This window comes from Arthrobacter sp. Rue61a (genome assembly GCF_000294695.2).
Taxonomy (GTDB): domain Bacteria; phylum Actinomycetota; class Actinomycetes; order Actinomycetales; family Micrococcaceae; genus Arthrobacter; species Arthrobacter aurescens_A.
Genome location: NC_018531.1, coordinates 2,042,599 through 2,065,816, shown reverse-complemented (window position 1 = coordinate 2,065,816; position 23,218 = coordinate 2,042,599). Strand labels below are relative to the sequence as shown.

Annotated in this window: 19 protein-coding genes; 11 read left to right on the top strand and 8 right to left on the bottom strand. The window is 62.2% G+C overall.

Annotation, left to right across the window (positions count from 1 at the left end; genetic code table 11):
- Positions 1-67 precede the first annotated feature (67 nt).
- Complete coding sequence (locus tag ARUE_RS24660; protein WP_286140328.1) at positions 68-307, top strand: helix-turn-helix domain-containing protein; 240 nt, start codon at positions 68-70, stop codon at positions 305-307.
- Between the two features lie 5 nt (positions 308-312).
- A complete protein-coding gene (locus tag ARUE_RS09370; protein WP_014921565.1) occupies positions 313-492 on the top strand; it encodes a hypothetical protein in 180 nt (59 codons plus the stop codon).
- 446 nt (positions 493-938) lie between these two features.
- On the opposite strand, the gene ARUE_RS24655 is transcribed toward ARUE_RS09370, so the two are convergent.
- From ARUE_RS24655 to ARUE_RS09345, 6 genes are all read right to left on the bottom strand, one after another.
- Positions 939-1,067 (bottom strand): hypothetical protein, encoded by a 129-nt coding sequence (locus ARUE_RS24655; protein ID WP_286140327.1) that lies wholly within the window; start codon positions 1,065-1,067, stop codon positions 939-941.
- Between the two features lie 80 nt (positions 1,068-1,147).
- Positions 1,148-3,490, bottom strand: coding sequence for a glycoside hydrolase family 3 protein (locus ARUE_RS09365; protein WP_014921564.1), 2,343 nt, complete (start codon positions 3,488-3,490; stop codon positions 1,148-1,150).
- On the bottom strand, positions 3,487-4,458 hold the full coding sequence (locus tag ARUE_RS09360) for a nucleoside hydrolase (RefSeq protein WP_014921563.1): 972 nt from the start codon (positions 4,456-4,458) through the stop codon (positions 3,487-3,489). Before ARUE_RS09360 ends, ARUE_RS09365 begins: the two co-directional genes overlap by 4 nt.
- Positions 4,455-6,716, bottom strand: coding sequence for a beta-glucosidase family protein (locus tag ARUE_RS09355; protein WP_014921562.1), 2,262 nt, complete (start codon positions 6,714-6,716; stop codon positions 4,455-4,457). Before ARUE_RS09355 ends, ARUE_RS09360 begins: the two co-directional genes overlap by 4 nt.
- Positions 6,717-6,789: 73 nt before the next feature.
- A complete protein-coding gene (locus tag ARUE_RS09350; protein ID WP_014921561.1) occupies positions 6,790-7,530 on the bottom strand; it encodes an SDR family oxidoreductase in 741 nt (246 codons plus the stop codon).
- Between the two features lie 52 nt (positions 7,531-7,582).
- A complete protein-coding gene (locus ARUE_RS09345) occupies positions 7,583-8,986 on the bottom strand; it encodes an MFS transporter (RefSeq protein ID WP_081589130.1) in 1,404 nt (467 codons plus the stop codon).
- 86 nt (positions 8,987-9,072) lie between these two features.
- On the opposite strand from ARUE_RS09345, the gene ARUE_RS09340 reads away from it, so the two are divergent.
- Positions 9,073-9,774, top strand: a complete 702-nt coding sequence (locus tag ARUE_RS09340; RefSeq protein WP_014921559.1) for a TetR/AcrR family transcriptional regulator — start codon at positions 9,073-9,075, stop codon at positions 9,772-9,774.
- Between the two features lie 502 nt (positions 9,775-10,276).
- Here the strand turns inward: ARUE_RS09340 and ARUE_RS09335 are convergent.
- Positions 10,277-11,020 (bottom strand): FadR/GntR family transcriptional regulator, encoded by a 744-nt coding sequence (locus tag ARUE_RS09335; RefSeq protein WP_014921558.1) that lies wholly within the window; start codon positions 11,018-11,020, stop codon positions 10,277-10,279.
- 208 nt (positions 11,021-11,228) lie between these two features.
- Between ARUE_RS09335 and ARUE_RS09330 the strand changes: the two genes are divergently transcribed.
- The 6 genes from ARUE_RS09330 to ARUE_RS09305 all read left to right on the top strand — a co-directional run bounded on the left by ARUE_RS09330 (position 11,229) and on the right by ARUE_RS09305 (position 17,371).
- Positions 11,229-12,596 carry an MFS transporter gene (locus tag ARUE_RS09330; protein WP_043470087.1) on the top strand — a complete coding sequence of 456 codons (1,368 nt, stop codon included), beginning with the start codon at positions 11,229-11,231 and terminating at the stop codon, positions 12,594-12,596.
- Between the two features lie 83 nt (positions 12,597-12,679).
- A complete protein-coding gene (locus ARUE_RS09325) occupies positions 12,680-14,437 on the top strand; it encodes a dihydroxyacetone kinase family protein (RefSeq protein ID WP_014921556.1) in 1,758 nt (585 codons plus the stop codon).
- Positions 14,434-14,904 carry a ribose-5-phosphate isomerase gene (locus ARUE_RS09320; RefSeq protein WP_014921555.1) on the top strand — a complete coding sequence of 157 codons (471 nt, stop codon included), beginning with the start codon at positions 14,434-14,436 and terminating at the stop codon, positions 14,902-14,904. The genes ARUE_RS09325 and ARUE_RS09320 overlap by 4 nt, the downstream gene beginning before the upstream one ends.
- Positions 14,888-15,712, top strand: a complete 825-nt coding sequence (locus ARUE_RS09315) for a triose-phosphate isomerase family protein (protein ID WP_043470084.1) — start codon at positions 14,888-14,890, stop codon at positions 15,710-15,712. Before ARUE_RS09320 ends, ARUE_RS09315 begins: the two co-directional genes overlap by 17 nt.
- Positions 15,709-16,509, top strand: a complete 801-nt coding sequence (locus tag ARUE_RS09310; RefSeq protein WP_014921553.1) for a sugar phosphate isomerase/epimerase family protein — start codon at positions 15,709-15,711, stop codon at positions 16,507-16,509. The genes ARUE_RS09315 and ARUE_RS09310 overlap by 4 nt, the downstream gene beginning before the upstream one ends.
- Position 16,510: 1 nt before the next feature.
- Positions 16,511-17,371 (top strand): phosphogluconate dehydrogenase C-terminal domain-containing protein, encoded by an 861-nt coding sequence (locus ARUE_RS09305; RefSeq protein WP_014921552.1) that lies wholly within the window; start codon positions 16,511-16,513, stop codon positions 17,369-17,371.
- A 417-nt stretch (positions 17,372-17,788) separates the two neighbouring features.
- Here the strand turns inward: ARUE_RS09305 and ARUE_RS09300 are convergent, their stop codons facing one another.
- Positions 17,789-19,825: a hypothetical protein gene (locus tag ARUE_RS09300; protein WP_202949985.1), complete on the bottom strand. Its 2,037-nt coding sequence runs from the start codon at positions 19,823-19,825 to the stop codon at positions 17,789-17,791.
- Positions 19,826-20,017: 192 nt separating this feature from the next.
- Between ARUE_RS09300 and ARUE_RS09295 the strand changes: the two genes are divergently transcribed.
- Both ARUE_RS09295 and ARUE_RS09290 read left to right on the top strand, forming a co-directional pair.
- A complete protein-coding gene (locus tag ARUE_RS09295; RefSeq protein WP_014921550.1) occupies positions 20,018-20,683 on the top strand; it encodes a TetR/AcrR family transcriptional regulator in 666 nt (221 codons plus the stop codon).
- Positions 20,684-21,000: 317 nt separating this feature from the next.
- Positions 21,001-22,386 carry an MFS transporter gene (locus ARUE_RS09290; RefSeq protein ID WP_014921549.1) on the top strand — a complete coding sequence of 462 codons (1,386 nt, stop codon included), beginning with the start codon at positions 21,001-21,003 and terminating at the stop codon, positions 22,384-22,386.
- Positions 22,387-23,218 lie beyond the last annotated feature (832 nt).

Here is a 23,218-nt window from a genome sequence, read left to right as displayed (position 1 = left end):
CAAGGTAAGTGGATTAGTCACTGTATGGGATCGATGATCGCGGCCGCCAAGCGCTCGATGACGAGGAATGAATACCCAAGTCTCAACATATGCATCATACGCATTTGGGTCATGCACACTACAAAGTTCTTACGCCTGTGTTGTCGGAGAATGGAGGACTTTTCGGTCCGCAAGGCGGTATCTCGCTATATTCAGCCAGCGCGGACGTAAGAAACCCGAACGCGTTGCCCTCCAGGTCATCGCAGCGATCTGCGACATCTTCTCCTGCGGACCCGAGGACCAACGCTGGGTCGTTCCATTGACATAGCCCAAGTGTCCGGCGTTGAGTTCGACGTGGCTTTCGAGGATCTGAAACGCTTGAATGATGCCCGTAATGACGCTCTCCATCGGGCGCAGGCGCTGGACTATTTCGATACCGTGGGCTTGCTTCAGGTTGCCGGCGACTTCCTTGGAACCTCCATCCACATCAGAGGCAGGTCTGCCGCAGGCTGATTCTCACGCATCGCGGTTACGTCAGAACGATGTCCGTACGTTTCTATTGCACCCAAAACGTCGCCAGCCAGGTGCCGCGCCATTGGTTTCGCGCACAGTTCGCCGCCAACGCTCGTCTCAGGCAACTCAGGTGCCGCTCCTCCAGCTTTATGGAATTTCCATTATCGGCCTTCTGAAACCCGAGTGTGGGAGTGCCTTGCAAAAAGGGCTGTTCTCGGGGATCGGTTGTGCGCTTTTCCCTTGAGCCCCGCACTTAGAGCTACGCTGTCAGGGTCTGATGAGGCGGCGACGTCAGCAGATGTGCACCGGCAAGTTCTCGAACGCCGGCACCAGCCGTCTTTTCGCTGCCATCAGGGATGGCCGCCGGGGCGCTTTGGACTAGTTGGCTGCCGCCACCCTGTTCGTGGCCACGTCAGCCTTACGGGCTCTCTGCACGTTGATCTACCTCAGCACAGGCCCCGAAACTTCTCTTTCTTGATTTTCTCCAGCACATCACCGAGATCGGCCTCCGGGCTATCAATACAGCACGAACGTACGCGGCGGCGTGTTTGGAATGCTTCTACTTCCAAGGTCACCAGCGGTCCTACCGAGATGATGCTTTAGACCACGAACATGGCAAGAATTGAGTAGGAGTAGTGAGCATCGCGACGTCCGCCTAAACGCGGCCGTACAATCGCTCATAGCGGGGCAGTTCGATGGTGCTCGAAATCCGGATGTCATCGGAGGCTAGGCCGACGGACAATGCTACGGTGCCGTCAGGTACATACCGCGACCCGTCCAGACCGGTGTACGACAGCCGCGTCACCGGGGCGCTGAGCGCTAGGCTAGTCGATTCGCCGGGATCGAGCTCGACCCGTCTGAAGTCGAGTAGCTGTCGGACCGGACGCACGACCGGCGCTGCGGTCACACGGCCGTAGAGCTGAATGACCGTTGAGCCGGCACACTTGCCTGTGTTGGTCACCGTTACCGTCAGAGCCAACTCGTCGGCCTTCGCCGAAGTATCGGCAGCTTCGGTGACGTCGAACGTCGTATAGGACAGCCCGTGCCCGAATGCGAAGAGTGGTGATGAGTCCGCGAGATCGTTGTACCCATGTCGGGTGCCCGACGGATGGTCGTATCCACTGCCGTAATGGTGACCGTGATAGATCGGCAGCTGACCGACCGATCGAGGGAATGTGCTCGGCAGCTTCCCGCTGGGATTCACGGTTCCGAAGAGCACGTCGGCTATCGCCGGGCCGGCATGCTCGCCGAGTAGAGGCGCAAGCACGAGCGCATTCGACTGCTGGGAGACCTCTTCCAGTAGCAGCGGCCGCCCGGTGACCACAACAGTGACGACGGGAACACCCAACTGAGCGATCGAGTGGATCAGTTTCTCCTGGTCTCCGGGAAGCCTCGGTTCAGCAGTTGTCTGGCCCTCTCCGGCCGTGTTGTTCCCGACCCAGCCTGTGCGCTCTCCGACCGCTGCGACCACGACGTCTGCCTCGGCGAGTACCGCCGCCAGCGACTCGTCACCCCAGCTCGCGTCCCCGAGGAACGATCCGATAGGGTGGCACGCCACGGACGATGAGCGAGCTCGGAGTGATGCCAGGAGAGTGGGTGCATCGGGGTGCGCCGCCCGCGCGTTCATTTCGAAACGGGGTTCGATCCCGGGCATGCGTGCCTGGAAGATATCCGTGAAGACGAACGTCTCGGGGTCGATGCCGGGGATCTCGCCGGCGGCCAGTGCCCTCGAACCGAGCAGCATCTCGGCATCCGATGCTGAGGTGTAGGCACCGAAGTGGATCCGCAGTTCATCGGCGGCCGGCCCTACGACGACGATGCGCGTTCCCGGTTTCAGCGGCAGCACGCCGTCGTTCGTGAGAAGGGTTACGGCTTGGTCGGCGATCTGCTTTCCCAGTGCTGCCGTTTCGTGAGCGGGAGGTGCCGGTCTGCCGGCATGCCGCGCCGAGCCGGGGATGAGGCCGAGTCTGTTCTTGAGGTCGAGAACACGCTCGACCGCCTGGTCGACAATTCGTTCGTCGAGGCGACCGGATTGCACTTCGTCGGCGAGACCGGCGAATCTGTCCATGGACGGGAGTTCGGCGTCGATGCCGGCGGCCAATGCCTGCGCCGCCGCTTCCCCGGGCGTGCGGGCGGTGTGGAAGATCGTCTCCAGCATCTTGACCGAGTCGTAATCGCTGACCACCATGCCGGTGAAGCCCAGTTGGTCGCGCAGGAGTTCTGTCAGCAGCCAGCGGTTGGCTACGGCCGGCACTCCGTCGATGTCGTTATAGGAGTTCATGACCACGGCCAGTCCGGCTTCGTCGATCGCACGACGGAAGGGCTCAGCGTACTCATCGACGAGGGCACGACGGCCGAGTGTGGTTATCGCCTGGTTGAGACCGCCTTCCGACGCCGCGTAGCCGAGGAAGTGCTTGCCGGTGGCGAGAACGGACGGCGCCGCACCTCGGCCGTGGATCCCGTGTACGAAGGAGACCGCGCTCCGCGCGACGAGCTCAGGGTCCTCTCCGTAGGTTTCGTGCACTCGGCCCCAGCGCGGGTCGCGTGCGATATCCATGACGGGCGAGAAGACGAGGTGCCCGCCGACGTCGTGCACGTAGGCGGAGGAGACCGCGGCCTGCGCCTCGATGAGCTCGGGATCCCAAGCCGCCGCTTGCGCCCAGGCGGTCGGGAACTGCGGGGCCGCCTGATGGGTGACGCCGCTGATGGCCTCGAAGTGGACGAGAACGCCAATGCCGAAGGGAGCGCTTTCGGTGATCTGCGCTTGGATGGCGCTCACGTCGTTCCGGAGCCGTTCGCGGGTGCTCCCGGCGAACCACGCCATGGAGAGGTGCCCCACGCCGTGTGGACGAAGGGACGCGAGGCGCGCGACGTCGAAGCTGAACGCAGCGTCACTCCCTTCCACGGGCGGCGCGAGAAGATCGGTCATCATGACCCCCGTGAGTTGAGCGACCTTCTCATCGAGGGTGAGTTTGCGGAGGATCTGGTCGGGTGTCATTCTGCTTCCTTTGAGGTCGACGACGTCGTGCTGGATCGGGCGTGCGCGGCGAACTTCGCGTACATGTCCTCGAACATGAGACGGGTGTCCAATCGGGTGAAGACGCGCACTGGGGGTCGGTCTGGCTGGGCTGCTCCGTACCAACCGGAATCCGTGATGGACGGCCGGGGCACAATCTGCGACTCCGACGAGGCCGGATCCGGGTCGAAGGCCGACTGCAGCGCTGTTAGCAGGACCAGCGGGCTGTCCCCGAGAGCATAGGTCTCCCCCAGGTTCAGGCCCCCGTGGACACCGACCAGGTCGGCGAACTCGTCCAGGGCAGCCATCAGATGTGCTCCGAAACCACCCAGCCCTCCCACCCGTTCTCGCAGCTCAGACCAAGACACGAGGCAACGCCGTTGGGCGTCCTCGGGAACCTGCCACAGCGGAATGGATGACGCGTAGACGATCTGGGCGCTTGGCACGTCGATGTCCATGTTGTACTCGGCCCCGAACACCCCGGGTTCGGCAGGCTGGATCTCTGCGTAGCCAGCACCGCCGATCCAGATGGCCGTGAGCCGACGCGAGATGGCGGGCTCGGTGAGATAGGCGTTCGCGAGTTCGGTGAGTCCGCCTCCCAGAACGAGGTAGAGGGGCAGGTCGGTGTCGTCGCGCAACGCTTCGGCGACGATTGCGTCGCTCGCCTCGGACCTAACCGGTGCATCGCCGATCCGGTCCCGCTCGGATCCGCGGAGAACGGGTACCTCGAGCCCCATCTGCTCGAGAAGTGCGGCCACGACCGAGGCTCCCCGTTCGATCGATCCGATCTGAGCTTCCGGCGGATTCGCGGGCAGCCGGGAGGAAATCACGAAGGGGATCTCGACGGACGGGGAGAGCAGATGATGAGCCAGCTGAAAGAGATCGTCTGGGTCACCCGCGAAGTCGTTGTCGACGATGACCCGGGCGCGAGGCAGGCGGGCGGCTGTCATGACCGGCCGATCGGGTCTGCCCGGAGTTCAGACAGTCGTTGAAGCAGTCGCTCTCCCAGCACGGGGAACGGCAACTTTGACGCGGCCATCGGCAGGATGGTGCGGAGCGGCATGGGGAGCACTAGCGGCCGGGTGGCGTCATCCCACTCGCCCGAGCCCCGCGTCGCGAACTGGGCCATCATCTCCTGCAGGGCAACCGCACCGTCCGCGTCGGCGAACCAGTCGCCCATGGCGGAGTCGAGCGTCAGTGGCCGTGCGGGTTCGGTGCCGACAAGTTCGATGCCAGCCTCCAAGCGGATGTCACGTGAGGAGGCCGCCACCTGGATCGTGTACACGCCGTCGGCACGCACCCATTGTCGGGATTTAATGCTCCAGTAGTCCAGGTCGCCTAGTGGGATGCGTGTGGTGACCCTGACACTGGCTCCCGTTTGGACCGTGACTTTCTCGAATCCGATGAGTTCGTGGGTCGGACGATCCTCTCCCGACTTCGGCGGAACGGAGTAGAACTGCACGATCTCGGCTCCGTCTCGCGGTCCCGAGTTGGTAATGGTGACCTGAACCTCCAGGGCATCCTCGATGACATCGACGCGGAGGTCCTGGTACTTGAAGCTGGTGTATGAGAGGCCGTGGCCGAACGGGTAGGCGACGTCGTGGCGGACCGAGTCGAAGTGCCGGTATCCCACGTAGATTCGCTCGCCGTAAAGGACGGTCTGGCCATTTCCAGGGAAGTTGTGGAAGGAGGATGTGTCCGCGAGGGCGAGGGGGATGGTTTCGGCCAGCTTGCCGGAGGGGTTCGCGTCTCCGAAGAGGAGCGAGGCGGCCGCGCTACCGGCGGCCTGTCCCCCCAGCCACATCTCGAGGATGGCGGCGACGCTCCCGCGCCAGGGTTCGACGGAGACGACTCCCCCGTTGGAGAGCACCACGGTGACTCGATCATTGACCGATGCGATGCGCTGAAGCAGGGCGAGCTGGTCGGCGGGAAGGTCCATCGTGACGCGGTCGAAAGCTTCGGATTCATCCTCGGGGGGCAGGCCCAGGAACACGACCACGTCGGTCGCGTCGTGAGCGGCGGCGACGGCCCGATCGACGAGTTCGACGTTGTGCTTTCCATCCAGGGTGAATCCGGGTTCGAAGTGAACGAGACGATCGCCTGCTCGTTCACGGATTGCATCGAGGGCGGAGTCGAGCCGGGTCGGCACGATGTGACTGCTTCCTGCACCCTGATAGCGGGGTGTCCGCGCGAACTCCCCGACGACGGCGATCGTTCCGGCGGTTTCTGCGGTGAGCGGGAGGACGCCTTCGTTCTTGAGAAGAACTCCGGATTGCTCGGCGATCTTCCTCGCCAGCGCGTGGTGCGCATCGACGTCAAGATCAGACGCGTGGGCGCGGTTCCCGACTAAGGTCGTCGCGAGCTCTACGACCCGGGACGCCGCCCGATCGAGGATCGCCTCGTCTAGGGTGCCGCTAGTCACCGCGTCGATCAGGGCGGCGGATCCCGCCCCTGTTCCGGGCATGTCGAGATCGAGGCCCGCTCGAACTGCAGCGACGACGTCTGAGGCGGCGGCTCCCCAGTCGGACACGACGACGCCGTCGTAGGCCCACTCCTCTCTGAGGATCTGAGTGAGCAGCCAGTGATTGGAGATGACGGGCTCGCCGTTCACTGCGTTGTATGCGACCATCACTGTGGCCGGCGATGATTTCGCTACTACTCGATGGAACGCCTTGAGATAGATCTCCCGCAGGGTACGCTCGTCGACCTCGGCGCTGATGCTCATGCGGTCGGTCTCCTGGTCGTTCGCAACGTAATGCTTGACCGACGCCCCCACTCCCTGGCTTTTCAGACCACGTACCCAAGCGGCACCGAGCTCGCCTGACAGGAGTGGATCCTCAGAGAAGTACTCGAAGTTGCGTCCGCACAACGGACTGCGTTTGATGTTGACTCCTGGACCGAGCAGAACATCGACCCCGAGGGCCCGAGCCTCCACCCCCAGAGCGACACCCATAGTGCCCAGCAGGTCCCGGTCCCATGAGCTGGCCGATGCGGAGGCTGTCGGGAAGGCCGTCGACGGTCTGGCTGCGTTGATGCCGAGGTGGTCGGCCCCTTGCTCTTGGCGGCGTACCCCGTGTGGGCCGTCCGACAGGACGACTGAAGGTATGCCCGAGGTCTCGATCGCCGTGGTGTTCCAAAAAGCGAAGCCGGAAATGAGCGAGGCCTTATCCTCGAGACTCAGGCCCTCGATCAGTGGGTAGTTGTTCATCTGATGGTTCTCCTCCGGTGTGCACGAGCGGATGCTCGATCGATGTCTCCTTGGACTGCTGAAGCGACCGGTCCTACGAGGCGGCGTGGGCCAGGCCGGCGCTCTCTCCGCCGTCCGCGACGAACTCGGCGCCCGTCGAGAACGACGACTCATCGCTTGCGAGGAAGACGACCAGTTTCGCGATCTCGCTCATCTCCCCCATTCGGTGAAGTGCGACGTGGTCCTGGGGAAACTTCATACCCTGCAGCAGCGGCGTGCTGATGAGACCCGGATGCACGGTGTTCACCCTCACGTTGTACGGACCCAAATCGATCGCGGCACTCTTCGTCAGCCCGCGGAGGCCGAATTTAGACGCGTTGTAGCCGGTGATCCCGCCGTACCCCTGAAGTCCTGCATCGGAGGATATGTTGATGATCGAGCCACGTCCAGAGGCCTTGAGCGCCGTCGCAGCCGCCCGGATTCCATGAAACGACCCGGTCAGGTTGATGTCGATGACTAAGTTCCAGTCGTCGAGGGTGTGCTCATCGATCGGGGCACTGCGCACGACTCCTGCGTTGTTTACAAGAATGTCCAGTCGACCGAATTCTCGTTCCGCCTCCTTGACCGCGCCGGACCACTCGTCATAATTGCGGACATCGAGATGAACGAAACGCGCCGAGGGCCCAATGTCCTCCGCGAGCTGGCTTCCGTCCTCGTCGAGCACATCGCCGATCACGACGCAAGCTCCTTCCGCGGCCAGTTCTCGGGCGAATTCAGCACCGAGGCCACGGGCGGCCCCACTGATGAGGGCGACCTTATCGGTCAGTCGGTTCACGGTTGTCTCTCTTTCTGGGGATGAACGTTGGATGTGAGGGACGACAATCTAGCTACCGCACGTCTTTCACCTTGAATAGGATGACAAGCGCCCCGACGAGTGCGAGGGCTCCCGACAGGACGTACATCAGCGTGTAGTTCGGTTCTGCCGCGGCCCCGATGACGAGAATCCCGGCCGCCGCAAGCGGCCCGACCGTGTTCGGGAGCTGTTGAGCCAGCTGCATGATGCCGAGATACCGACCGGCTTCCTCGCGGTTGGGGAGAACGTCGAGGACGATTGCCTGGTCGACAGTGGAGAACGCGCCGATTCCCATTGTCGCGAGGAGGGCGCCGGCGATGAGGCCCGGTATCTCGTAGGAAGCCGCGGACAGGACGGTTCCGGCCAGCATGATGAGGCCGGAGATCAGGACGAAGATCTTGCGGCGTTTGAGCCGGTCCGAGAGGAAGCCCACACCTATTGCGCCGATTGCGCCCGTTACGATGCCGCCGACGCCGAGAATGGCGAGGATACCGCCGACCTGGTCGACCGGCAGTTCGAGCCGGGCCGCGATGAAGTATGTGCCGTAGGTCGTGGTAAACGATAGGCCGAAGAAGAGGAGCGCGCGGCCAAGCCAGTTCCAGGCGTAGTTCGGCGCCTTGCGGGGATTGAAGACCATCTGGGAGACGATCTGGGCGGCCGAGGTCGTCTTCGGCGGCGCGAGGTTGGGCACCTCTCGTGCAAAGATCACGAAGGCGACCACACCGAGGAGGGCGATTACTCCTGGGATGAGAAACAGCAGGATCAATTGTGAGGCGACGGACGAGACGAGCCCGATCCCGAAGATCGGGGCGATCATGTTGGCGAATCCGGTGAAGGCCGAGACGCGTCCGCGCTGCTCTTCGGCGAGCCGGTCGCCGAGGAATGCGACGACCATAGCGCTCGACGTCTGCCAACCTACAAGGGTGACGATCCATCCCGCGATAAGGATCGGCACCGATGGCGCCGTGGCCAACACGAACAGGCCGAGGAGTCCCGCGACGGCGCCGACAATCGCCCAGGGCCGTCGCCGGCCAAGCCTCGTACGGGTGCGATCGGACAGCACCCCGACCAGTGGAGTCCCGATGACGGATGCGATCGCACCGACTCCCGTGACGAGACCGAGGACGTCGACCCGGCCCGGTACGAGGATGTCCAGCTTCACCGTCAGCGAGAATGCAAGCGGGGTGACGACGGCCATCGAGGCGCCGAAGGTCAGGAACACCAGGACCCAGATGACTCCAGCGCGCAGACGTGTCGTCGGCACGGCATCGGGCCTATCAGTCTCATCGATGGCCTCGAAGACCGCTCGACCCGGCGACATCGCAGTCTGTGGCAGAAGGACCGAATCGGCGGCCACCTCCTCGAGTACTGCTCGCTTGTGATCGACCGACGTAGCCGACCCGTCCTCGGATGGCGCTCGACTCATGACAATCTCCATTGATCGATTCGAAAGTCGCGCTTCTGCGCAACATTCAACAACGTACTCAATTTCGCTCTCAAGCGCAAGATCGGTAGACTGTCCGCATGGCTTTGACCTCCACCCCGCCCTCAACCGCCGGGGAACTGTCCCCGAAGGGACCTCGAGGGCGCTATGCGAAGTCCGAGCAGGTGCAGGTACGCATCGTTCGGGCGGCCGCCGAGGTCTTTGGAACCATCGGCTTCCATGCGTCTACCTTTAAAGAGATCGCTCGCCGAGCCGAGGTGAGCGAGCGAGGACTTGTCTACCACTTCCCCACCAAGGAAGCCCTGCTCGAGGCAGTGATGAACGATCATCACCACCGGCGATCGACCGTCGTGCTCTCTGCCACAGGACTAGCTTCGTTCGCCGCCGTACTTGCTGTCGTCGAGGCCGACGCCCAGATGGCCAGCGTCGTAGGCCTGCAGAGCATCCTCACCGGAGAGGCCACCGCGCATGACCACCCGGCTCACGAGCACTACCGACTGCGCTACGCCGACCTCCGTACCTACCTCGGCAGAGCCTTCACCGCCGCGTTAAACAATGGCCTGGTCACCTCCGAGCTCGACCCCACCGACTTAGCCGCAGGGCTCATCGCCTTGCTCGACGGACTCCAGATGCAATGGTTGTACGATCACGATGGTGTCCGAGTCGGCGCGACTATCGACGGCTATCTTGCAGCACTCCTCTCCCCGGAAGCAATGGCGGAGGTCCGTGGACACCGCCGCGCCTTCCTCGATGAATCGATCTCGGACACCGCCGCTCAGTAGCGACTTCCGCTCGCTCTCGCGCCCAGCGGTCCGTCTTCGCTGCGCCGGATTGTGAGTTTCTCGACCTCACCCAGGCTGTCTAGTGCAAGAGCGGTTGCCCTCAATGGTGGGGGCTAGTCCTGGGATAGTGCGAGTCTCATCGGTGACGTGATCCCGAGGGCACATGCGCTGAGCAACGTACGCCAAAACACCCCGGCTGCTTCGTTGGAGACGGGCGACTTAGGGTTCTGTTTTGCTGAAAACGTGCCGCAAAACTTCCCGGTATGGCGCAAAAGCGCTGTACACCCCTTCCGGCAGTCAGCCTGAACTTCGATTTGAGCCAACGACAGCTGACATATCGTCGATGGTCGGTATTGCGGCAGGAAGAGTCGGAGCGGCGAAGCGGACTCTCACTGACTGACGAACGAGACTCGCCTGGGTGGACAGAAATTCATTGGACGGGCTCAACGCCGTTGCGGAGCTCGGGGCGGCCCGCCGCTGGTCCCCGGCGGAACGAGGCTCCCTATTGGGCTGCGTCGAACCCAGCGAGTAAACGCCGTGATGCCGTAGCCATGTGGGATCGCATTGTGTCAGAGACCGCAGCTGCGTCACGCGCCTTCAACGCGTCAAAGATGGCAGTGTGTTCGCGGAGCGCAGCCTCGGCGTGGCCTTCGTCGGTAAGGGCACGGTCCACCCAGATACGCAGCAGCGAGCGAATGCTCTGCAGGAGTTCCTCCAGGACCAAATTGCCTGAAGCAGCCGCAATCTCACGATGGAAGGCGGCATCTGCCTCAACGAACGCAGCCAAATCATCGAGGTTGTTCTCCATCGCGTCCAAGTCGGCCCGCATTCGTTCCAAGGCTTCGTCCGTGACCCTGAGGGCGGCCAACTCCACAGCCTGAACTTCCAGCCCGCTTCGCAATTCAACCAGTTCGCGGGTCCTGGGCTCCCCCAGCATCAGTCCCCAGCTGAGCGTTCGCGGCAATAGCTCGGAGACGCCGTCGCGCAGGTAGGTCCCGGAACCGGGCCGCACGACGACAATTCCAAGGATCTCCAAGGCGGCGAGGGCTTCTCGAATAGCCGAACGCCCAACCCCCAACGAAGCGGCCAAATTTCGTTCCGCCGGGAGGCGGGTGCCAGGCGCGATGTCGCCACTTGTGAAGTAGGCGAGGAGTCTTTCCGCTACTTCGGACACAACGGAGCCTTGTTCCATGGGGGCTAGTGCCGCCGTCATGTGGGCCGCTGCCGCGGCGGTGTTCGCTGACATGCTCTCAGCGTAGCAACCGGATGACCAATCCAGCTGGCGATCGTTCCGGAACAAAACAAATACGTCAACCGGTTGACCAATTTGGGGGCAACGTCCTATGGTTTAAATCACAAGCTTCGCCATCGCCGGATCCCCGCCGGCAAGGTCACGAGTCAGCCCGGCGCATCCAGTGCAGGATCCGCAGGGACACCAACATCTAGGAGTCAATGTGGACACCACACAATCGGTGGTCGAAAAATCCGCAATTAAGAAGGTGGCAATCCGGCTGGTGCCGTTCGTCGCCCTGATGTTCTTCATCAACTATCTGGACCGCACGGCCATCTCGTTCGCCGGCCCCAACGGCATGAACAACGACCTCGCCCTGTCCGCAGCCCAGTTCGGCTTCGCCTCCGGCGTCTTCTTTATCGGCTACATCCTGCTGGAGATCCCCAGCAACCTGGCGCTCCACAAGTTCGGCGCCCGCCGCTGGCTGGCACGCATCATGGTCAGCTGGGGCATCGTGTCTTTGCTCTTCACCTGGGTAGGTAACGTTGAGCAGCTCTACATCCTCCGTTTCATTCTGGGTGTGGCAGAAGCGGGCTTCTTCCCCGGAGCCATCCTCTTCCTGAGCCTGTGGGTGCCGTCCAAGCACCGCAGCAAGATCCTGGCCCTCTTCTACTTGGCACAGCCACTCACCACAGTGATCGGCGCTCCCCTCGCCGGAGCTTTGATCCAGCAGCACGGCGTGTTCTTCGGCCTTGAAGGCTGGCGTTTCATGTTCTTCGGCGTCGCAATCCCCGCGATCATCGTGGGCATCGTCGCCTGGTTCTACCTGGCGGACTCCCCTGCCAAAGCCAAGTGGCTCACCACCGAGGAAAAGACCTGGCTGACCGGCGCCTTGGAAAAGGAAAAGAAGGAAACAGCCGCCAGCAACAAGCACGTCAGCGTTCGCACGGTTTTCGGTAACGGCCGGGTATGGATGCTCTCCATGATCTACTTCGGCTTCATCTACGGCCTCTACGCCCTTGGCTTCTTCCTGCCAACCATCATTGCCGGATTCGAAGGCCTCTACGGCACCAAGTTCGATGTGTTCCAGAAGGGACTCATCACGGCCATTCCGTACCTCCCGGCAGCATTCGCCCTGTACTTCTGGTCCAAGGACGCAACCAAGCGCGGCGTGAAGACCTGGCACATCGCCCTTCCGGCCCTCATCGGCGGCATCAGCATCCCGCTGGCGCTGTTCGCCGGATCCCCCGCCGCAACCATCGCAGTCATCACCATCACGGCCATGTCCATCTTCGCGGCCCTGCCGAACTTCTGGACCGTCCCCACCCAGTTCCTTACGGGTGCGGCAGCAGCGGCCGGCATCGCGTTGATCAACACGGTGGGCAATCTGGCAGGCTTCAGCGCCGGCTACATCACCGGCTGGCTCAAGGATCTGACAGGCGGATACACGGTCCCCATGTTCGTCGTCGGCGGCTTCATGTTGCTCTCCTCCATCCTCATGGTGACCCTCAGCAAGCAGGGCAAGACCGCCACAGGCACCCCGGCCGAAGCGTTGGACCCACAAGGGGCCGGGCAGCACGCGGAACCGTAGAACACCACCAGCAGGTTGTGCCCTTCCAGCGGGGAGGGCACAACCACCACCTCACACTTTCAGTACAGCCCAGGAGATACCCCATGACCCGCCTCTACAACGAGCCCTCAGCCTTCGCTGACGAAATGATCGAAGGCTTCGTCGCATCGCACAGCCGGTGGGTCCGGCGCGTCTCGGGTGGTGTTGCCCGCAGCACGCGTTCGACGCCGGGCTCGGTCGCCTTGGTGATTGGCGGCGGCTCCGGCCACTACCCCGCCTTCGCCGGTCTGGTGGGTCAGGGCCTGGCGCACGGCGCAGCGATGGGCAATCTGTTCGCTTCCCCCTCTGCACAGCAGGTCTACAACGTGGCCAAAGCTGCGGACAACGGCGGCGGCGTGCTTCTGGGTTACGGCAACTACGCTGGCGATGTCCTGCACTTCACCCAGGCCCAGGACAAGCTCCGTGCCGAGGGCATCGACTGCAGAAGCATCGCCGTCACGGACGACATCTCCTCCGCTCCCCTGGCCGAGAAACACAAGCGCCGCGGGATTGCCGGTGACCTGACCGTCTTCAAAGTTGCCGCTGCTGCCGCCGAGGCCGGCTACCCCATGGATACCGTGATGGAAATCGCCGAACGCGCCAACGAGCGTACGCGATCCTTCGGCGTCGCGTTCACCGGCTGCACCCTGCCGGGCGCGGACCACCCACTCTTCTCAGTTCCCCAGGGGCGCATGGCCGTTGGCATGGGCATCCACGGCGAACCCGGCATTGGCGAGACAGATATTCCGACGGCGGATGAACTCGCCGAGCTGCTGGTCAAGGACCTCCTCGCCGAGATCCCTGACGGACTCTCCACCCACGGCGCACGGGTGGTCCCGATCCTCAACGGCTTGGGCAGCGTCAAGTACGAGGAGCTGTTCGTTGTCTACCGCCGAGTGGCAAAACTCCTGGCCGAGGCAGGCATCGAAGCCGTGGACCCACAAGTCGGCGAGCTGGTCACCAGCTTCGACATGGCCGGCACCTCCCTGACGCTGTTCTGGCTGGACTCCGAGCTGGAAAAACTCTGGCTGGCCCCCGCCGACGCCCCGGCTTTCCGCCGCGGTGCGGTCAGCACCGAAGCGCTCGACGCCGAGCAACTCACCATGGGCGCCGAACAGCAGTCCGTGATCCCGGACGCCAGCGAAGAATCCAAAACTGCAGCCCCCACGATCCTTGCGGCCCTCAACGCCGCCAAAGCCGTGGTGGACGCCAACGTGGAAGAACTCGGCCGGATCGATGCGATCGCCGGCGACGGTGACCACGGGATCGGCATGGAACGCGGAATCCACGCCGCCGCCGCTGCTGCGGCAGACGCCGCCGAGCGCGGTGCAGGTGCCGGGACCGCCCTGAACCTGGCCGCCGATGCCTGGGCGGACAAAGCCGGTGGCACCTCAGGAGCGCTGTGGGGCATGGCCCTGCGCGCCGTCGGACAATCCGTGGGTGACCGTGAACGCCCGAACGCGGCGGCCGTGGCCGCAGGTGTGGCTGAAGCAAAGCGTTCCATCATGGACTTCGGCAAGGCCAAGGTTGGCGACAAAACCCTGGTGGACGTGCTGGCCCCGTTCAGCGAAACCCTCACGGCCGCTGTTCAGGGCGGGGCAAGCCTCAGGGAGGCATGGGGTGCCGCCACCACCATCGCCGAACAGGCCGCCGAGGCAACCGCCAATCTGCTGCCCCTCATGGGCCGCGCCCGCCCGCACGCCGAAAAGAGCCTCGGAACGCCCGACGCCGGAGCCGTCTCCATGGCCTTGATAGTCCGGGCCATCCACAACACCCTCGCCGGGAACACCGCCGGGAAGATCTCAGTAAAGGAAACAGCATGAGCACCAAACTGCGCCTGGTCGTTGGATCGGACGATGCCGGATTCGAGTACAAGGAGGCCTTGAAAGCCGATCTGGAAGCGAGCGGCTTGGTCGAATCAGTGACCGACGTCGGGGTGGACGCCTCGAGCCACACTCCGTACCCCTCTGTTGCCATCGCCGCCGCTGAACTGATCGCCGCCGGCAAGGCGGACCGGGCTCTCCTGGTCTGCGGCACCGGATTGGGCGTTGCGATCGCTGCGAACAAAGTTCCCGGCATCCGCGCCGTCACCGCCCACGATTCCTTCTCCGTGGAGCGCTCGGTCCTGAGCAACAACGCCCAGGTCCTCACGTTCGGCCAGCGCGTGGTGGGGCTGGAACTCGCCCGGCGCCTGGCCAAGGAATGGCTCACGTACACCTTCGACGAAACCTCAGCCTCGGCCGAGAAGGTCACACTGATTAAGGACTACGAGGGTGTCACTTCCTGCTAAGACCGCCAGCGCGGCTTCCCGGCAACCACGTGCGGTGATCGGTGTGAGCCTGAAGTTGTACTTCGGCTACCAGCGTTCCGTGGACTACTGCCGCGACATCGCCACCATCGCCTTGAACCACCCTGCAGTGGTGAGCGGCGCCATCGAACTGTTCGTGCTACCCATACTTCCGGTGTTGCCCGAAGCGGCCCGGATCCTGGGCACGGCCGGGGTTGGTACCGGAGCGCAGGACATCTTCTGGGAAGACGAAGGCGCGTACACCGGCGAAGTTGGCGGCAAAACCGTTGCCGAGCTCGGTGGACGGTATGTGGAGGTGGGGCACGCGGAGCGCCGCCGGATCTTCGGCGAAGACCACCGGATCATCGGACTCAAGACGGCCGCGGCCTACCGCAACGGTCTGACCCCGGTGCTGTGCGTTGGCGAACTGAACGTCGGCTCCCCCGAGGAAGCAATCGCCCAATGCACAGCCGACATTGACGCCGCCCTCAACCTTGCCGGAACGCACGGTCCCACAGCCCGGACCATCGTGGCCTACGAGCCCCAATGGGCCATTGGCGCCCCGGAACCGGCAACCCCGGAATACATCAGCGCCGTGGTCCACGGCCTGGACGAGCACCTGCGGTCGTCGCCGGGCCAGGAAAACAGCCGCGTCATCTACGGCGGAAGCGCCGGACCGGGCCTCATCACGGAACTGGACACCGCCGTCGCAGGCTTGTTCCTGGGCCGCTTCGCGCACGACCCCGCAGCGCTGAAAACCATCCTGGACGAAACCGCTGCACGCCTCGCCGCGAAGGCGGTGCCAGCATGAGCAGCAAAATCGGCCTCAGCAGCTACGCTTTCTTCTGGCAGCTCTCGGACCAGGTCAGCAAACCGCTTACCATCCATGACGCCCTCCGTAAAACCGCGGATCTGGGCGTGGACCTCTTCCAGATCTGCGACTACGCACCGCTGGAAGACATGAACGACGCCGACCTCGCCGCCGTCCGTCGAACAGCAGACGAGCTGGGGATCACCCTCGAGGTGGGGACCAAAGGCATCCGCTCCGAACACCTGCGCACGTTCCTGCACATTGCCCAAGTGCTGGGCTCGGACCTGCTGCGGACCATGTTCAACGTCCCCGGCCACACCCCGGACGACGAGGAAGCCGTCACGATCTTCACCGAGGTCTCGCCGGAATTCGAGGCAGCCGGGGTGAGGATCGCCGTCGAGACCTATGAACAGGTCCCCACGGAACGGATACTGGACGTCGTCCGCCGCGTCGCCAGCCCCTACCTCGGAATCTGCAGCGACCCCGCCAACACCGTGGCCGCGCTGGAGATGCCGCAGCAGGTGATTGACGCCGTCGCGCCTTACGTCCTGAACATGCACATCAAAGACTTTGCGTTCAGCCGCAAACAGGGATGGGTCGGATTCACGTACTCGGGCGCACCCCTCGGCGAAGGCCTTCTCGACTACGACTACATGGTCGAAAAGATCCAGCCCAAAGAAAGACACATCAATCAAATCGTCGAACACTGGCTGCCGTGGCAGGACTCCGAAGCGGAGACCATCCGCCTCGAAAACCAGTGGACACAACAAAGCCTCGATTTCCTAAGGAGCAAGTGAAATGTCAGCAGAAACTTTGACCGTCGCCGTTGTCGGAGCCGGTGGCAAAATGGGGATGCGCGTTTCCCGCAACCTCCAGAAGTCCACCCACAACGTCTTCTACAGCGAGAACTCCCCCGCCGGCCAGGACCGTGTCCGCGCCGAAGGCCGCGACATCACCGCAACCGACGACGCCGTTCCCACGGCCGACGTCGTGATCCTCGCAGTGCCGGACACCGTACTTGGTATCGTCTCCGAGGGCGTGGTCCCGCAGATGAAGTCCGGCGCCATCCTCCTCACCCTCGATCCCGCCGCCGCCTACGCAGGCCTGCTGGCCAAGCGCGACGACGTTGTCCAGGCCGTTGCCCACCCGTGCCACCCGTCCGTGTTCCTGGAGCGCACCACCAAGGAAGAATGGGCCGATACCTTCGGCGGCCAGGGCGCCCCGCAGAACGTGGTCTCCGCGATTGACGACGACGCACCCGCCGCGACCCGCGACGTAGCCGAAGCCGTCATCCGCACCATTTACGCACCCGTGATCGATGTTCACTGGGTCACGGTCAAGCAGCTCGCCATCCTGGAACCCACCCTGGTGGAAACCGTGGCCTGCATGATCGGCACCCTCCTTAACGAGGCACTCCACGAGACGGTCCACACCGCCGGCGTCCCCGAGGAAGCAGCCAAGGCCATGCTGTTCGGCCACGTCCAGATCGCGCTCACCAACGCCCTGCGCGGCTCCAACCCATTCTCCGAAGCCTGTGAAATCGCTATCCAGTACGGCAAGGACACCATCATCAAGGACGACTGGAAGAAGATCTTCGACGACTCCGAACTCGACGGCGTCATCGCCAAAATGCTCAAGCTGGACGCCGTCAAGCGGTAAACACCAGGCCTGGATTAAAAACACAGGGGGCGCAGTGATACTGCGCCCCCTTTTGTGCGTCCTTGGCCGACGAACAGCCGGGCTCACTCCCCCGCCGTTTTATCGACGCTGCTCCACCGTCAGAGGCGCGCAGCTCGGCGTCTGCCACTACGTGGGACTAACAGGGAGCTCCATAGGGCATTCCTTCGCCGCCCGAAGTGTCACGCAACAGGCTGACACGCAGGGCTTTCTGGCTTCGTCTACTGCCCCGGGCTCACAAGGACGGAATCTAATCTGGCTGGCGCCACAGCTTCCTGCGGCGCCAGCCAGCAGCGCTGCCCAAAACACAGTAGGCCTATCCCCCGAAACAGCATCAGCTTCAGCACAGCGGTGGCATTCGGATCAACGCAAACCGACCTTCGGCTAGTAGGGCCGCTCCTAAACGTTCGCGGCAACGACAACACGGGCACGAGCTATGTTCTGCACCAGAGCGTGGGGGGACGTTGCTTCACCGCGGGTCTGGGCAGCAACCCGGACGGCAAGAAAGTATGTGCCCGCCCTATCAAACGTGCGCGTGGTTTCCACGGTCACGCTTGACGATGGATGGAACTGGAAGGGCTTCCCGATCGTCTCCGTGCCGTCCAATTCGGTGATGACCTCAAGGATCTCGACGACAATGCCCTCGGGAGCTTCCGCAGCAATCCGGACAGATACGGGTTCACCAACACGCACATCCGCACGCAGGGTCCCGTTCACGGTGATAGCGGGGACCGGCTGGACGCCGAGACGTTCGGCCGCGGTCTCTGGCACGCGGACCTGGCCGTCCACGATTTCGTAGACTGACGATCCAGCTGGCTCAATGCCCTTTTCCACCCAGTCCGCCAGCTGACGCAGAGCCGTCTCCAAGGCACCAATGTAAGACACACTGCGGGCGGGAAACTCTTGGGGACCTTCGTCCCCGTGGAGCGCGTTGTCAACATACCAAAGGCGGAACTGCCCATCGGCGGCATCACCGAGCTGCTCGCGCACGAGGGAACGGTACCAATCCGCCTGCCAAGGAAAAGCCTCGCGGTCGAGCAGACAGGCAACGACGATCATTTTGCCATCGATCCTGCCCGTCATGGGAGTTCCCGTTGCGCCGAGGCTCATGAGGGGCCCGAGCAACATGGGACGCTGGGGATACAGCGGCTCGCCTGCTTTGTCACGAAACTGGTCCCAGACCTCAAACTCGGGCCCCGGCACCTGATGCCGGTGGTACGTCTGGACGGCCAGGAAGCTTGAATTGTCCAGCACCACATCATCACCGGTCATGAGTCCGGAAGGCAATGGACCCTGCCAGCCCTCCACCAGGGCCACGTCATCTTTGATCCCCGACAGCCGAACGACCTCGCCGGCAGCCTTGCCGCTGGCAATGCGCAGCTCGGCTCCAAGAATCCAACCGGTCGGCCGTTCGGCAAGCCGCAGCCCGACGACGCGCTTTGACGCTTTTGCAGCTGAGTGTTTGAACGATTCGTCGACTCCCCCCGACACAGGTTCGCCGTCTTCGTCTTCGATGAACTCCAGGACTTTAGTGAAGAGCTGCACCCTATCGCGATGGATCGATGCTTCTGGATCGGAGCCCAAGTACCCCTCGGAATTCCAGAAGTCGCTTGTGTATGTGGGATCGGCAGCGATGACGCCAGGATACAGGGCACTAAAGCCGTGCAAGTCCATCGTTTTCCATCCAAACCACGAACGTACGGGGAAGCCCATGCGCGAGACCTCATGTAACGCACTCAATTCCTGGTCCGTTAGCTGCAGCGCGGACGGGTCACCGCCGGCGTCATAGGCGTCAACGATCTCGGGGAACCGGTCGCGGAGGATTCGCAGGGCGTGCATGCGGACGCAGAAGACATTGGGGATGGCCATGGAGCTGCCGATGACGTGCGGGACATACCCATCCCAGGCACCTCGTGAATTCTCAGACCCTGAAATCGTCCGGTATCCGCCACCACTGCCACCGTAGAGGTACCCATAGACCGTGTGATCCCCGAAGATTGCACGAGCCACGTACCTGGCGAAGCGCGCTACGGCCGCATTAGCGCGGAAGGCGGAAATGGTTGGGTCCATGCCTCCAAAGGGATCTCCCGCTTTCGCACCCCCGCCGTTTGTCTCCACAAAAAAAGCCCCGCTCGCGTTAGCGAAGGCGATCTTGTTATAGGCCAGTGGAGCAGACGGTGCCAAGTGCTCACTTTGGGGAAAGGGAGTGACATGCTGGAAGAACCGGCCCTCATATGCCTGCGGCTCAGGGAAGTAGAACGAGAATCTCGTGTCGGTATCCGAAAATCCCCCGTGCACGTACCTGTGACGAACGGGCAGGCTGCGCCATTCATCGACGTCGACGTAGGGCTGGGTGAAACTCTTGTCCTCAGTGTCGAACGCCCAGGTGGCTTCCAGCGGCAATGTCTGCTGGGCGTGGGTCTGATCAGTTGTCACAGGATTACTCGCTATCTTTCCAAGGGTCGGGGAACTGAATGCGCAAGGGACCCTTGCGGTGATACTCAGTTGGCGTCCCTGGCTGAAAGTTGGGCGAAACGGGCTGCTAGCGAGTCCGAAATGCGCAACAAACGAAACCAGCATGGCATGCGATTTTCGTTTGAACAAGTACCAGCCGCCTATAATTGCTCCATGTCAGTAAGAGGCCCTTACGCGAAGGGGAAAGCAAGGCGTGCGGAAATCCTTGGCGCCGCGGTGGAAGTCATTGCCCGCCACGGATACTCAAAGGCGACCGTCAAGGAACTGGCCGAGGCAGTTGGTATCAGCCAGAACGGCCTACTGCACTACTTCGGCTCAAAGGACGCACTTTTCACCGAAATTTTGCGGCATCGGGATGAGCTGTCAGCAGCGCAAATTGCTCCCGAAACCCACGATTTCACGGACGAGATAGTCGATGGAATCCTTCAGGCAGTCGAGTGGGAATCCGAGTCCCCGGGGATGGCCCAACTGACGTTGCGCATGACCGGCGAGGCAACGGAGACCGAACACCCCGCCCATGACTTCTTCAAAAATCGCTACCAGGCCATCCGCCAGATTGTTGAATCTGCCGTCAATCGGAAGAAGGAGAGGGGCCAGATGCCGGCGGACGTCAGCGCGTCCGCGGTGGCGGCCTTGGTGTATGCCAGCTGGGACGGCCTGCGGATCCAGTGGATGTACGACAAATCGATAGATGTCCGCGCGAACATGGCATATCTGCTGCGGCGTCTCAATCTCAACGACGCAGTTGACTCCGAGGTCCGTGTCGAGCCGGTCCAGACGGATCTTCACTCGCAATCCCCCGTTCAGTCACCTCTTTAGGTCCCTTTCACCCGGCGCATAGGCAACGTTGCATTATCTCGGGTTGAATCCATTCAAATCTCTTGACTATCGAATCCCGGACGCCATACTATTTTCGATCAGCGGGAGTCTCAAAAGTCATGAGCCCCACCTTTAACTCCACACACCCTTGCAGCCGCAACAGTCGGCCAGGGAAAGGAAAGACGATGGCGTCAAGCAGTGTTGCACCCCCTCGGAGCAAGCCCTCAAAGGCCGAACGGGCCGCCGCGAAAGCAGAAACCCGAAAAGACCGGGTGCCTCTTCGGAAGATCATTCCATGGTCAGCACACTCGTTCTCGATGAATGCATTGATAGTGTTCATCGGATATTTCACGATTTACGCAACGGACACACTCCTGCTGAACCCCGCAATAGTGGGAGGTTTGCTGGTTGCAGCGAAGGTAGTCGACGCAGCAGGGGCCCTGTTCTCGGGGTACATTGTTGACCGTTCGCCCGAGACCAAGATGGGAAAAGCCCGCCCTTTCGAGCTTGTAGTCGTGCTCTGCTGGGCGGCCACCGCATTCATGTACTCGGTCCCTGGGAGCATGAACGATATCGCGAAGTACATCTGGTTGTTCACTAGCTACATGCTGCTCACCGCGTTGTTCATGCCGCTGTACAACGCCAACAATCCACTCTTCACGGCCAGGGTATTTCCCCGCCGTGAGCACTACACAGATGTGGCCGCAAAGACCGGGCTAGTCACCGTACTGGTTGCCATTGTGATCACGGTTGGCATGCCAATGGCGATACAGACCGCGGGTAAAGACCCATCGGCATGGTCCTTTATCGCCATCTGCGTTGCGATCCCGGCGGCAGTAGTAGGTTTGATCCGCTTCTGGGTCTTTCGAGAGTCTCCGGAGGCGGCAGAGGTCTCAGCTGAAGCTGTCCGTATCCGCGACGTTCTGGACGTCCTGCGCACTAACCGTTTCATGTGGGTCCTTTCGGCCATAGCATTCCTGGTAGGCATCTACTCGAGTGTCGCCGCTATGTCTTACTACTTCCGCTACATCGTGGGAAACCTCGCGCTGCAGGGCGCAGTGGCTATCTCCTTTGTCGCGCTGATTCCGCTGATGATTTTCTTCCCCAAGCTCCTTCGCAAGTTTTCTGTCTCACACATGATCGCCGTTTCAAGCTTTATCGGTGTTATCGGCTTCCTGATCCTGATGTTTGCAGGAGACAGCATGCCTTTGATCATGGTCTCCGCCGTCTTCACCGCCCTTGCAGCCCTGCCCTTCAACTTTCTTGCCCCAATCCTTGTAATCGATAATGCAACGTATAACGAGTGGAAGGGTAAGCGTCGCCTTGAAAGCGTCGGTGGTGCATTCTTCTCCTTCGCCGGAACGGTCGGACAGGCATTGGCTGCGGGCATAACCGGCGTGGTCCTAGCCGTCACAGGGTACGTCGGATCCGCTGACCAGCAATCAGGCACCGCCATCCAGGGGATCGTCGCCACGAACAGCTGGATCCCTGCCATCTTTGCCTTTGGCGTAGGCGTGCTTGCACTCTTCTATCATCGCCTGGAGCACAGGATGAAGGGCATCAGCGCCGAGGTCCTGGCAAGGCGTGAAATTGACGCGCAAACAGAAATCATTCCTGGTGCTCCTCGCACTGGGACGGAGGCTATTGAAATCGTTCGTCAGGAAAGTAAGGGGAAGCCTGGCTGGCTTAGGGGCCGAAGATAGACAAGACCTACGATGTGGGCGCCTACACGGCGGAACTCATTTTGAGTTCCGCCGACCGCTTCTCCAGGGGAGAAAATCATCCCCGGAGCGATCAGGTGTCCCCCCCTGGCCACACGGGTCTGAAGGCGCAGCATCACCAGGCAGGAGTGCAACACATCTTTCTGCAACGAGTGAAGACTCACCCCCCCAAGGGACGGGGCCACCTGCAGCACGGTCCCGGCCACCCAGATTGATGGGGCCGGCTGGAGCATCTTCGCTCTATAGCGGCGGATCCGCCGATCACACCAAAAGAGGAAACATGACCTTGAGGAGCAACTCGATGCCGCTATAGCCGCAGCGATCAAGCACGCTTTCAAGGACCCGGGCCGCGGTATTCCGGTCACCCGCTGCGATAACCGCATCATCGTGGTGGATGTCAGATACGAGGTACCTCCGGCACCATTATGGACGAGACCCGCGACCATCGCGGCTCTTCTAGGTGCTGTCCGACGAATTGCTTGAACTGGTGGTGGGCATGGTCGTAGCAGTCGGGGTCTTTGATTAGCGGCTCACCCACGTAGTAGTTCCTGTCACCTTTCGAGCGGAAGGTGACGATGAACCCTCGTTAGAAGCTTCGGTGAAGGCCTTCCGGGCTGATCTGGGGTCCGGACTCGATGCTGAGGATGTACTCCGCCCCTCCCCTGGGTGATGTCCTCAAGTCATTAAATCTGTTTTCGATTTTCCTGGCGTTGAGCCAGGCTAGTCGTTTCCAGGAGCTGAAAGAAGACGATGTGCTTGGGGATCCCTGGGCGGTAATCGGTCGCAGTGATGACTGAATCATGCCCTGGTTTCC